Below are 12,292 nucleotides of genomic sequence, written 5' to 3'. Positions count from 1 at the left end.
GGGTCGTGGGCCGGCAGCTCCCGGCACCAGCATCGCGCACCGGCCGGCCCGCGCGCAGCCTCCGGAGGCGGACGGGTCACTCCTCGGCGGGAGAGGTGGCGCCGCGGGTGGCGGCCGATCACCTCGTCGACCTCTGCCGTCAGGGTCCGCGCCGCCGCCACCGCGTGCACCACCGCGCCGTCGGGCGTCGGGCGTCGGGCGTCGGGCGTCGGCGCGTCCCGCCCGCGTGTGGAGGCGGGGTGAAGGGTCCGGGCGCCGGTGGCGTAGTCTGTCCCGCGCTCTTGCCTACCTCGGGGGGGACCTCCATGCGCCGCGTCGCGCCCGTGCTCGCACTGCTGCTCACCCTCGCCCCGGTGGCAGCCTGCGGACCCGACGACCCGCCCCGGAACGCCAACCGCGCCGCGAAGCCCGCCCCGGCCGGCGGCACCGCGACCGGGACGTCCTCCCCGACGGCCGCCCCCCGGCCGGACGGTGTGATCACGGTGGCCTTCGCCGGCGACGTCCACTTCGAGGGCCGTACCGAGAACCGCCTCGCGGTCGCCGCGCCCGAGCACGCGCTCGGCCAGATATCCCAGACCCTCTCCGACGCCGACCTCGCGGTGCTCAACCTGGAGACCGCGATCACCGGGCGGGGCGCGCCCGAGTCCAAGCTCTACACCTTCCGCACCTCGCCGAAGGCCCTGGAGGCCCTGAAGGACTCCGGCGTGGACGTGGTCTCGCTGGCCAACAACCACGCGGTGGACTTCGGCGCCGACGGCCTGGCCGACACGCTCGCGGCCAAGGAGGCCTCGCCGATCGCGGTGGTCGGCCTCGGCCGCAACGCCAAGGAGGCCTACGCCCCGTACCTGACGACCATCCGCGGGGTGAAGGTCGCGGTGGTGGCGGCGAGCCAGGTGGAGGACCTCACCAACCAGAAGTGGCGCGCCGGGGCGAGCAAGCCCGGCATCGCCTCCGCGCTGGACGTCCCCGCGCTGCTGAAGGCCGTCGAGCAGGCGAAGAAGCAGGCTCCGGTGGTGATCGTCTACCTGCACTGGGGGGACGAGGGCAAGAGCTGCCCGACCACCGCGCAGACCTCCATCGCCAAGAAGCTCGCCACCGCCGGGGCCACCGCCGTGGTCGGCACCCACGCCCACACGATGCTGGGCTCGGGCATGCTCGGCAGCACCTACGTGGGCTACGGCTTCGGCAACTTCCTCTGGTACGGCACCTCCGACTACCCGTTCTCCGACGAGACCGGGGTCACCACGCTGACGCTGACGGCCGCCGGCAAGGTCACCGGTGAGAGCTTCACGCCCGCCCTGGTCGACGGCACGGGCGTGCCGCAGCCGCAGTCCGGGGTGGCCGCCTCCGCCGCCCTCAAGCGGCGCGACGCGCTGCGCGGCTGCACGGGCCTGGCCCCCGCCCCGGGCGACGGCTCGCCCGGCGCCCCCGCGGCCTCGTCCGGCGCCACCACCGGGGCCACCGCGACTCCCGCCGGCTCGCCCTGACGGGCTCCGGCGCGCCGGGGTGACCGCGTGCTCCCCGGTGCTCCCCGGTGCTCCCCGGTGCTCCCCGGTGCGGGCCCCGGCTCAGCCCGCGGCGCGGGCCCGCAGCGCCCGGTCGAGCCGGCGGTCCAGCTCGGCGGGGTCGGCCGGGGCGAGGGCGAGCAGGGCGCGGTAGTAGAGCGGGGCGAGCAGGTCGTCCAGGAGGGCGGCCGCCTCGTCGGCGTCCACCTCGCCCCGCTGGTCCGGCTCCGCCAGGCAGGCGCGGACCCGCTCGGTGTCGCGGGCCCGCAGCTCCCGCAGGAACCCGTCGTGCAGCAGTCCCGCCGTCCGGGCGTCGAGCTGCGCGTGGCCGAGCAGGGCCTGCAGGACCCGGCCGGCCGGGGCCTCGCCGAGGAACGCGGCGAACCGGTGCAGGTAGTCGCGCAGGTCGGCCACCGAGGGGTCGGCGCCCTCGGCGGGCTCCGGCCAGCGGAGCGCCTCCTCGGCGTCCAGCACCAGGTTGTCGTAGAGGATGTCGACCTTGGACTTCCACCAGCGGTAGATGGTCTGCTTGGCGACCCCGGCCCGGGCGGCGATGCCCTCGATGGTCAGGCCCTCGAAGCCGCGCTCCACCAGCAGGTCGTCGGCGGCGTTCAGGACGGCCAGCCGCGCGGCCTCGTTGCGGCGCGGCCCGCTGCTGGTCTGCTCGGCGGCTGTCGGGCCGGCCGGCCTGGTGGCGGCGATGGCGCTGGGGTCCTTCCGGGCTTCTGCTGGTCGGCCGCTCCGCCGGGGGCGGGGGCCGGGTTCGGCGCTCATCCTCTCACGGGCCGGCCGGCCCGCCCGTGCCGCGCGGGCGAGACGCCGACTGCCCGCCGCCGGCCCGGTGACCGCCCTCACCGCCCGGGCCGCTCGGGCCGCCCGGCCCGGGGGAGCCCGGCCGCGACACCGACGGCGAGGAGGGCGACCAGGGCGCTGAAGACCACGCCGGCGGTGCGCAGCCCGGCCGCCTGGATCAGCAGGCCGACGCCGATCACCGGCACGGAGAGCATCGTGTACAGGATCGCGAAGAAGGTGGAGACCGCCTCGCCGCGGCGCTGCGGCGGCGTGCCGCCGTTGATCACCCCGAGGCCGTCGCCGACGGCGACACCGGTGGCCAGGCCGACCACGGCGGCGCCGGCCAGCAGCGGGGCGACCGTCTCGGCGAGCAGCGCGGTGGCGACCAGGGCGGCGGCCAGCACCAGGCCGGCGCAGGCCGCGGGCAGTGCCCGCCGTGGCGGCAGCGCCCGGGCGGCGAACTGGCCGAGGGCGGTGCAGGCGAAGGCGGTGAAGACCACCAGGCCGGTGAGCGCGTGGTTGGTGAGGTGCAGGACGGTGCCCAGGAACAGCCCGGTGACGGCGGTCAGGACGCCGAGGACGGCGAAGCCGGAGCCGGCGGTGAGCGCCGCCCGCAGGAAGGCCGGGCGGATCTCGGCGGGTACCCGCAGGGCCTGGAGGCGCGGCCGGAACCCGGTCGGCTCGGCCACCGTCTCCGGCACGACGAGGAGGGCGAGCAGCGCCGCGGCCACCAGGGCGAGGGTGACGACCCAGGGCAGCCGCAGCGGCGCGCCGGCCCACTGGGCGAGCACCCCGGCGAGCAGGGTGCCGCAGGCCAGGCCGCCCATGTTGGCGACGATCGCGACGCTCTGCGCCCGGGCCCGGCCCTGCGGGGGTGCGAGGTCGAGCAGGGCCGCGGTGGCGCCGCCGGTGACCAGCGCGGCGGAGAACCCGGAGAGCACGCGGGCGGTCAGGATCCAGGGCAGCCCGTCGGCGGCCAGGAAGAGGGCGGCCGCGCCCGCGGCGAGCAGCAGCGCAACGGCGATCACCGGGCGGCGGCCGATCTCGTCGGACAGCCGGCCGAGGGCGAGGAGTCCGGCGACCACGCCGAGGGCGTAGACCGCGAAGATCACCGTGACCATCAGCGGCGAGAAGCCGAACTCCTGCTGGTAGAGGGGGTAGAGCGGGGTCGGGACGGTGGTGCCGACCATGGCCGCCCAGAAGGCGTAGGCCACAGCGGGGCGGGCGGCGGCGCCGGCCCGCAGGCGCCCGCGGATGCGGGGGCGTCGCCCGGTGGGGCTGTCGGTGGTGGTCATGCGGGGCGGCTCCTCAAGCTGGACGCAACGTTGCGTTGCGCTTGAAAGTAACACTGGACGCAACGTTGCGTCTATGAATGAGCGGCCCGGGTCGGACCCGCCCCGCCTCCCGTCCAGCCTCCCGCGGACCGGCCGCCACCGCCGCCCGGATGTGGTCTGCTGGAGGAGAGGGGATCCCGCCGCGCCCGCCGGCGCTCCCCAGCCGCCCGACCCGCCCGCCCGTGATCCGCCCCGCCACCCTCCGCCGCAGCCAGGGAGGAGCAGCCGTGCCGCACCGCCTCCGCGGCCTCGCCGCCGCACTGCTGGCCCTCGTCCTCGAGCCGGTCGCCTGCACCGGCCTCAGCCCCGCCCCGGCCGTCAATCCCGGTGCCACCGATGTGGTCCAGGTGCGCGGGACGGTCGCGCAGGACCTCGACACCCCCTGGGGGATCGCCCTGCTCCCCGACGGCGCCCTGCTGGTCGGCTCCCGCGACACCGGCCGGATCGCCAGGATCGCCGCCGCGGACGGCGCGCGGACCGACCTCGGGGCCGTCCCCGGCGTGGCGCCCGGCGGCGAGGGCGGTCTGCTCGGCCTCGCCCTGTCACCGCACTACGCCGCCGACCGGCTGGTCTACGCGTACGCCACCACCGACACCGACAACCGCATCCTCCGCTTCCGGTACGACCCCGAGCAGCCCGCCGGAGCCCAACTCGGCCCCCCGCAGACGGTCCTGACCGGCATCCCCAAGGGCACCTACCACGACGGCGGCCGGATCGCCTTCGGCCCGGACGGCATGCTCTACGCGGGCGCCGGCGACAGCGGCAAGGGCGGGGCGATCGCCCAGGACACCGGCTCGCTCGGCGGCAAGATCCTGCGGATGACCCCGGACGGAGCCCCCGCCCCCGGCAACCCGTTCCCCGGATCGGTGGTCTACTCCTACGGGCACCGCAACGTCCAGGGGCTCGCCTGGGACCCTCAGGGCCGGCTCTGGGCCTCGGAGTTCGGCCAGAACACCTGGGACGAGCTGAACCTGATCCGACCCGGCGGCAACTACGGCTGGCCGACCGTCGAGGGCACCGGGAACCGGCCCGAGTTCGTCGATCCCGTCGTCACCTGGCACCCCGACGCGGCCTCCCCGAGCGGCATCGCCTACGCCGACGGCGCCATCTGGATGGCCGCCCTGCGCGGCGCCCGGCTCTGGCGCATCCCGCTGGCTGGTGCCGGCACCGCCGGGCCGCCGCAGGAGTTCCTGAACGGCACCTACGGCCGGCTGCGCACCGTCCTCACCGACCGGGACGGCACCCTGCTGGTCAGCACCAGCAACACCGACGGCCGCGGCGACGTGCGCCCGGGCGACGACCGCGTCCTGCGCCTGGGCCTGCGGGCGCCCTGACGGCCCGTACGCCGACGCGCCGGACGGCGGCGGCACCCGCTCGGCGGCCCCGGGCCCGCTCCCGGCCGGGAGCTTCGTACACCGCGCCGACCTGCGCGGGCGCCGCCGGACGCCCGTACCCCGGCCCGCCCGGCCCGCTGTCAGTAGGGCCCGTTACGTTCCTCCCATCACACACCAGCAGCTGGGAGGAGCGCGGCCGTGGCATGGGTTCAAGCGGGGGCGGGCGGCTATGAAGTCGCGCTGGACGCCGACGGGAAGGTGATCTGCCGCAATGCGACCGGACGCCTGCTGAAGAGCGTCCCGTCCAAACTGGCCGACGACCCGGTGGTCACCGGGCTGCGGCAGCTCACCGAGTGGCTGACCGCCCATCGGGCCCGCTGCCAGGAGGACGTCGAGCGCTGGATGGTCCGCTCGCTGCCGGTGCCGGCCGCCGTCGTCACCGCCGTCTGGGCCGACGAGGCCTGGCAGGAGGTGCTGCGCGACCTCGTGGTGACCGGCCCGGACGGCGCGGTCGCCGGGTTCCTGCGCGGCGCCGACGCCGACCGCGGCCTCGGGCTGGTCGACCTGGACGGCGACACCGTCCGGCTGACCGCCACCGAGATCCGCATCCCGCACCCGGTGCTCCTGGAGGACCTGGACGACCTGCGGGAGTTCGCCGTCGAGCTCGGCGTCTCCCAGCAGGTCCAGCAGCTCTACCGCGAGGTGTGGCAGCGCCCGCCGGGCCAGGACCCGACCGCCACCCACGTCGACACCTACGCCGGCGGCCGCTACAAGGAGCTGCGCGAACTGCTCGGCCGCTGCGCGCGCCTGGGCTACCGGGTGCGCGGCGGCTGCGCCGTCGTCCCGGTCGTCGAGGCCGGCGTGACGCTGGAGGCCCGGCTCTGGGTCGGCGACTACTACGAGTACGACGCCTGTGAGACCGGCTCGCTGAGCTGGACGGGCGCCGACGGCAAGGTGCTGCCGGTCGGCGAGGTCGGGCCGGTGGCCTGGTCGGAGGGCATGCGGATGGCAGCCGGGCTGTACGCCGGGCGCACGATCGAGGGGGAGGAGTCGGCATGAGCGCCGATCAGATGGACACCGGCCGCGCCGAGCGGCTGCTCGACGCCGGGGGAGTGCTCCCGGTCGGGACCCTGCCCGGGGCCGGTCGCCCCGGCAGTGCGGCGGACGTCCTCACCGCCCGCGGCTACGCCCACCCCGCCCTCGGGGAGCGGCGCGTGGTGCGCCTGGTCCCCGCGATGCTCGGCCCGGCCGAGGACCTCGCCGCCGACTTCCTCGGCCTCGCCCCGGCCGCCGGCCCGGTCGAGGTCGGCGAGGTCCGCCAGGAGGCGCTGGGCTTCCCCGCCTGGGCGCTCGTCCACGACCCGGCCAACGGCCACCACGCGCTCGCCCTGGTCAAGGAGATGGAGCGGCTCGCCCGGCAGGCCAGGTCCAAGCCGGGCAACGCCAAGGACGGCTTCGAGGCGCTCGCCGTCCGGCTCGGCCGCGCGGTGCCGCAGTTCCTGCCGACCTACTGCGAGGAGGTCGGCCGGATCTTCCTCGCCCACGGCAACCAGACCTACGCCGGCACCTTCTTCGGCAAGGCCCGCGAGGCCGAGCGCACCCACGGCCTGGCGGTCGACGAGGAGCGCCTGCGCGCGGTCTTCCTGGAGTTCGCGCTGGCCGGCGCGCTCACCGTCAAGGCCCTGCGCCAGTACGTCAAGGAGCTCGCCGCCCGGCTCGACCCCGAGACGGCCTGGCTGCGCTTCCGCCAGCTCTGCGCCGAGCGCTCGGCGGCCGGCATGGCCCCCTACGCCGGCGTCGCCGAGGACGCCCGCGCGCTGATCCGGGCCGCCGGCCTCGACCGCGACGACTGCGAACAGGCGCTGCTGGCCGAGCTCCTCGCCTCACCCGCCGTCGACCGCGCCCCCGGCGCCTTCTGGAAGTCCTGGCACGGCACCCTGATCGCCCTCGCCGGGCGCGACGAGAGCGTCCGCGCCCGCCTGCTGGAGATCCTGCCCAACTCCGGCGGCAGCGAGGACAAGGGGGACGGTGACCGCGCCTGGCTCGCCGTCCTCGCCGAGAGCGGCGCCGAACAGCTCCTCACCGGCCCCCGCCCCGACGGCGCGGAGCCCGCCGCAGCCTGGCTGCAGCGCTGGTCCGCCCACCTCGCCCGCGGCTGGCGCGGCCGCGAGTCCTGCCCGGCCACCGTCGAACTGGCCGGGCGGATGGCGCAGCGGCTGCGCGCCGACGGAGTACCCGTCGACATCCTCGGCGGCCGTCGCCGCCGCAGCGCGATCGAACTCAACCTGCTCGACCTGCTCCTCGCCGAGCGGGTGCCCGTCGCCGCGCCGCCCGAGGACCTGGGCTTCGACCTCGGGACCTGGGTGAGCGCCGGCGGCCCCGGCCGCCGCGACCTCGCCGCCGTCGCCGCCGACCCGCGGCTGCGCCCCGCCCTCAAGGCCGCCACCCCCGGCGTCTGGACCAGCCGCACCGGCACCGAGGCCGGCAAGGTGATGGCCGGCGCACCCGTGCTGCGCGAGCTGTTCGTCGAATGGGCCGACGACCGCGCCGACGAGCTCCTCGCCGCCCCCGGCCTGGCCGGCGCCCAGAACCTGCTGCTCGCCCTGCGCCAGCACCGCGAGGCCGTGATGGCGGCCAACCCGCGCGCCGCCGAGCGGATCGCCGGCCTGGACGTCGCCGCGCTGCTCGGCCGCGCCCTGCGCACCGGCATCGCCGACGAGCTCGGCTGGCCCGCCCTCGACGAGGGCCTGCGCCGCCTCGGCGTGGCCGAGAGCGCCAACCCCGGCCTGCCCAAGGGCAAGGAGAGCTCGGACGGCCTGCTGATCGACAACGCCTGGCCCCACCTGATCCTCAGCCGTGCCGACAAGGCCGTGGTGGTCGGCCCGCAGGGCGTCCTGCTGGAGCACGACCTGCGGATCCCGGACAAGCTCGACCACTGGCAGCGCCCCCGCTTCCGCCACGCCGACGGCGAGTTGCTCGTCGTCTGGTACCACGACGGCAAGCAGCGCGCCTACTGGTCCAACCGGCCCACCGAGATCCTCCACCTCGAAGGCGAGTGGATCTCCGGCTACTACAACGGCGGCGGCAACCTCGCGCCCGCCTCCGTCCCGGTGCCCGGCGGCGGCCGGGCCAGCGGCGGCCGGGCGCTGCACGCCGGCGACAGCCGACTGCCCGTCGAGCAGCAGGTGTTCGGCGACGGCACCGGCTACTGGACCCTGCGCCGTACCGCCGGCCGGACCGCCCTGACCGAGTACGACCCGGCCACCGGCAGCGCCGGCCGCGACTCGCTGCCGCCGCTGTTCGCCGCCGCCCCGGCGGAGGCCGGCGAACTGCAGCCCGGCCACTCGCGGCTGCTCCCGATGCAGCCCGGCCTGGAGGACACCCCGCTCGGCACCGACGGCACGGTCCTCGGCGGTTGGATCCACGCCACCGCCGACCGGCTCACCCTCACCGGCCCGGACGGCCGCACCACCGTGCTGCCCCGGCAGGGCACCCGGCTCACCCGACCGCCGGTCGGCCTGCTGCGGCTGCCCGCCGAGGGCGAGGTGCTGCTCGTCGAGGAGTCCGGCGGTCTGTCGCTCAACCTCCCCGGCGGCACCGGGAGCCCCGCCGAGCGGACCGCCGAGCTCAAGCCCGGCAAGCCCGGCGGCCTCGCCGCGGCCGGCACCGCGCTCGTCCCGCCGCTCGACCACTGGCACGCCCTGCGCCCGCGCGACGAGCAGTCCTCCAAGGCCCTGCGCCTGGTCACCGACGCCCTGGCGGCCGAACTCATCGACGCCGCCTGGCCGGTGAACCGCGAGCCCGTCCCCGCGGAGGACCAGCGCTGGCTCACCGTCCAGGGCGTGCGGCGCCCGCTCGCCACCGAGAAGCGCGCCCGCTCGGGCCTGCCGACCGAGGCCGTCGGCGCCGTCCTCCCCGAGATCGGGCACCCGCTGCTCGCCGCCGGCGTCGCGGGCCTGGCCCGGATCGCCACCGACACCCTCGACCGGGTCGCCCGCTTCGTCCCGCAGCCCGAGGCCGAGCCGCGGACCAAGCCCGGCGCCAAGCCGGCCGCCCAGCCCTACCGCCCCGAGCACGGGCGCGACCACGAGCTCCGCGACGCCGTCGCGGCGGTGCTCCCCGGCGTCAGCGGCTTCGGCAACTCCTGGGGCGGCGGCAACTCCTGGCACGTCCTGGCGAACCTGCGGACGGTCACCGACCTGCTCGCCGCCACCGGTCCGGCCGGGACGGCGCCGCAGCCGGCCGGCACCGGCCCGACCGCGGCCGACGGCTGGAGCACCGACCCCGAGCCGCTCACCCTGGCCGGCGACAGCTCCTACCACGGCTGGGTCCAACTGCTCGGCAAACTCGGCCCGCTGGCCCTCGCGGCCGCCGGGCCTGCCACCACGCCGGCGGCCCGCGCCTCGCTCGCCCTGCTGCTCACCGAGCTGACCCGCGGCGGCCTCGCCGGCCGGTCCGCCGCCCTGCGCGAGGTCACCCTCAGCGAGCCCGCCGACCCCGCCCGCAAGCGCGAGGGCCACACCAAGCGGGCCGGGCAGGTGCTGCGCCACGGCGCCCGCACGGTCGTCATCCTCGCCTGCCACGGCCACGACAAGGAGCAGGTGCACTGGCTGGCGCTGGACCACGACCCGTCCGGCGACTTCGGACCGGTCGCCCGTTTCGGCGTCCACCGGGAACGCCGCCTCCGGGAGCCGGTCACGGCCGACTGGGTCACCGGCTTCACCGCACTGCTGGGCGAGCACGGCGGGTTCCGCTGGCAGCCCGAGCCGGCCGTGGCGTTCGGCGAGGCCACCGGCATCGGCCGCAGCCGGGCCGCGCTCCTGCTCAGCGCCCCGCCCGGACTCTTCCAGTGGTACGGCGCCTTCCTGGGCACCGAGCTGCTCAAGGAGTTCGGCCTCAAGGCCGGCGAGGCCGCGGCCGCCCGCAACTGGCTCCGCGCGCTGCCCGGCGAGGACCTGCACGCCGTCTGGACGGCGCTGCTGCCCGCCGACCCCGCCCGGCTGTGGAGCGAGGGCCCCGACGCCGCCGCCGGAGCCGAGGAGTGGCTGCGCCGGATCGGACGGATCGTCACCCTGCCCGAGACCGCCCAGGCCACCGTCAGCGGCACCACCATCGAGGCCGTCGAGGCGATGCTCAACCCCGGGCGCACCGCCTGGCTCTCCCGCACCACCCGGCAGCGGCTGCGCACGGTCGAGCACAGCACCGAGAAGCAGCTCACCGCGGACGACCCCGGCGCGGTGCCCGGCCGCAACGAGATCTCCGGCGCCGTCGACGCCCTGCGCTGGCTCGCCTACCAGCTGCCGTACGGGGACGGGCTGCGCCCGCTGCTGCCGGTCGCCCTGGCGGCGCTCCGGAGCCGGATCGCCGACCCCGGACTCCTGCTCGACTACGACCTGACGCACACCGTCAAGGGCGAGCCGCTGGCGCCCGTGCTGCGCGCCCACGCCGGGCTGCCCGAGCAGGGCGGCGCGGGCACCGACGGGCTGGTCCCCTGCGGGGACGCCCTGGTGCTCGCCCCCGGCCGGGCCGTCGAGGCGGCCTACCTGCGGCCGACCGGGCTGAGCGGCGCCGACGACCCGGTGTTCGAGCTGATCGGCGGCCTCTCCGGCGGCTACTGGTTCCAGACCGAGGGCCCGGCCCTGCAGGCCGTCCTCGGCGACGACCTGCACCGGCTGGTGACGGACGGCACCGCCGCGGCACCGGGCTGGGCGCAGGACCCGCAGCTCAGCGTGCCGGCCCTGGTCACCGAGGCGGCCGCGGCGCTCGGCCTCGGCGAGGACGCCGCCGCGCTCTACCTCCAACTGCTCGCCCTGCCCGACCCCACGGACCGCAACGTCGCCCGCTGGACGGGCTGGAAGCCCGCCCGGCTGAAGCGGGCCCGCGCCGAGCTGGCCGCCACCACCCTGGTGCTGGAGGCCAAGCGGGCCCGGGCCGGCCGCAGCCTGTTCCTGCCGGGCGGCTGGCAGGAGGCCAAGGCGCCCGGCCTGCCGGTGGAGACCTGGAAGTCCGGCCTCTACCAGCTGCCGTCCGGCCACGCGGTGCTGCCGCACCTGCCCGTCCCCGAGCTGTTCGCCCGCGCCTGGCAGCGCGTCCGCGACGGGGACACCCCCGGCTACGAAGAACTCCAGACCAGCAAGCGCAAGAAGGGCCGCCGATGAGCACCACCACCGAAACCGCCACCACGGGTACGACCACCACCGTCCCCGTCGACCGTCAGGTCGTCCCGCCGGAGGAGAGGTTCGCCGCCGAGCTGGAGTTCCTCGCCGCCCACGACGGCGGCCCCCGCCCGCCCGGCTGGCGGCTCACCCCGCGCGCCGTCGTCACCTTCGTGATGGGCAGCGACGGCGAGAAGCTGAAGGCCGGCCGCCGGAGCCTGGCGATCGAGCAGAAGTTCGTCGGCGAGCGCTCGCTGGTCGAGCGCTGCGTGGTCACGCTCGCCGGCGAGCGCGGTCTGCTGCTGGTCGGCGAGCCGGGAACCGCCAAGTCGATGCTGTCCGAACTGCTCGCCGCCGCCGTCTGCGGCACCAGCGCCCTGACCGTCCAGGGCACCGCCGGCACCACCGAGGACCAGCTCAAGTACGGCTGGAACTACGCGCTGCTGCTGGCGAAGGGCCCGAGCCGGGAGGCCCTGGTGCCGTCCCCGGTGCTGACCGCGATGACCTCCGGCGCCGTCGCCCGGGTCGAGGAGGTCACCCGCTGCCTGCCCGAGGTGCAGGACGCCCTGGTCTCGCTGCTGTCCGAACGCCGGATCGCCGTACCCGAACTGGCCGGGACGGCGGACGGGCAGCTGCACGCCGCCGCCGGGTTCACCCTGATCGCGACTGCGAACCTGCGGGACAAGGGCGTCTCGGAGATGTCCGCCGCCCTCAAGCGCCGGTTCAACTTCGAGACGGTCGGCCCGATCGGCAGCCTCGCGGCCGAGGTCGAGCTGGTGCGCCGGCAGTCCACCGCCGCCGTCGCCCGGGCCGGCGCCGCCTACGCCGTGGACGACGCGGTGCTGGAGGCCCTGGTCACGGCCTTCCGCGACCTGCGCACCGGTCGCTCCACCGAGGGCTGGGACGTCGAGCGGCCCTCGACGGTGATGAGCACCGCCGAGGCCGTCTCGGTGGCCACCGCGCTCGGCGTCTCGGCCGCCTACCTGCCGGGCACCGGTGACATCCTCGACCGGCTGCCCGGCCAGCTGATCGGCGTGGTCCGCAAGGACGACCCGGCCGACGCCGCCCGGCTGCTCGGCTACTGGGACGGCCCGGTGCGCCGCCGGGCCGAGCAGGGCGCCGCCACCTGGCGGACCCTGTGGGACCTGCGCCCGGCGCTGGAGGACTGACCG

General features: G+C 76.8%; 7 protein-coding genes. 5 read left to right on the top strand and 2 right to left on the bottom strand.

From position 1 onward, the window contains the following. Window positions 1-305 precede the first annotated feature (305 nt). Window positions 306-1,487 carry a CapA family protein gene (locus tag ACFTWP_RS02585; protein WP_380261851.1) on the top strand — a complete coding sequence of 394 codons (1,182 nt, stop codon included), beginning with the start codon at window positions 306-308 and terminating at the stop codon, window positions 1,485-1,487. Window positions 1,488-1,568: 81 nt separating this feature from the next. Here ACFTWP_RS02585 and ACFTWP_RS02580 read toward each other — a convergent pair whose 3' ends face one another. Beyond that, the gene (locus ACFTWP_RS02580) at window positions 1,569-2,279 is read right to left on the bottom strand and encodes a TetR/AcrR family transcriptional regulator (RefSeq protein WP_380261850.1); all 711 of its coding nucleotides are present in this window, start codon (window positions 2,277-2,279) and stop codon (window positions 1,569-1,571) included. 77 nt (window positions 2,280-2,356) lie between these two features. Then, complete coding sequence (locus ACFTWP_RS02575; RefSeq protein WP_380261848.1) at window positions 2,357-3,592, bottom strand: MFS transporter; 1,236 nt, start codon at window positions 3,590-3,592, stop codon at window positions 2,357-2,359. Window positions 3,593-3,858: 266 nt separating this feature from the next. Here ACFTWP_RS02575 and ACFTWP_RS02570 point away from each other — a divergent pair, with 266 nt between their 5' ends. From ACFTWP_RS02570 to ACFTWP_RS02555, 4 genes are all read left to right on the top strand, one after another. After that, the gene (locus ACFTWP_RS02570) at window positions 3,859-4,965 is read left to right on the top strand and encodes a PQQ-dependent sugar dehydrogenase (RefSeq protein ID WP_380261846.1); all 1,107 of its coding nucleotides are present in this window, start codon (window positions 3,859-3,861) and stop codon (window positions 4,963-4,965) included. A 198-nt stretch (window positions 4,966-5,163) separates the two neighbouring features. Then, a complete protein-coding gene (locus ACFTWP_RS02565; RefSeq protein WP_380261844.1) occupies window positions 5,164-6,024 on the top strand; it encodes a DUF4132 domain-containing protein in 861 nt (286 codons plus the stop codon). Next, on the top strand, window positions 6,021-11,123 hold the full coding sequence (locus ACFTWP_RS02560) for a hypothetical protein (protein ID WP_380261842.1): 5,103 nt from the start codon (window positions 6,021-6,023) through the stop codon (window positions 11,121-11,123). Before ACFTWP_RS02565 ends, ACFTWP_RS02560 begins: the two co-directional genes overlap by 4 nt. Next, complete coding sequence (locus tag ACFTWP_RS02555) at window positions 11,120-12,289, top strand: AAA family ATPase (RefSeq protein WP_380261840.1); 1,170 nt, start codon at window positions 11,120-11,122, stop codon at window positions 12,287-12,289. Before ACFTWP_RS02560 ends, ACFTWP_RS02555 begins: the two co-directional genes overlap by 4 nt. The last annotated feature ends 3 nt before the right edge of the window (window positions 12,290-12,292 follow it).

It is taken from the genome of Kitasatospora sp. NPDC057015 (assembly GCF_042673745.1).
Lineage (GTDB): Bacteria > Actinomycetota > Actinomycetes > Streptomycetales > Streptomycetaceae > Kitasatospora.
The sequence above is the reverse complement of the archived record's forward strand: the minus strand, read 5'-3'. Positions and strand labels throughout refer to the sequence as shown.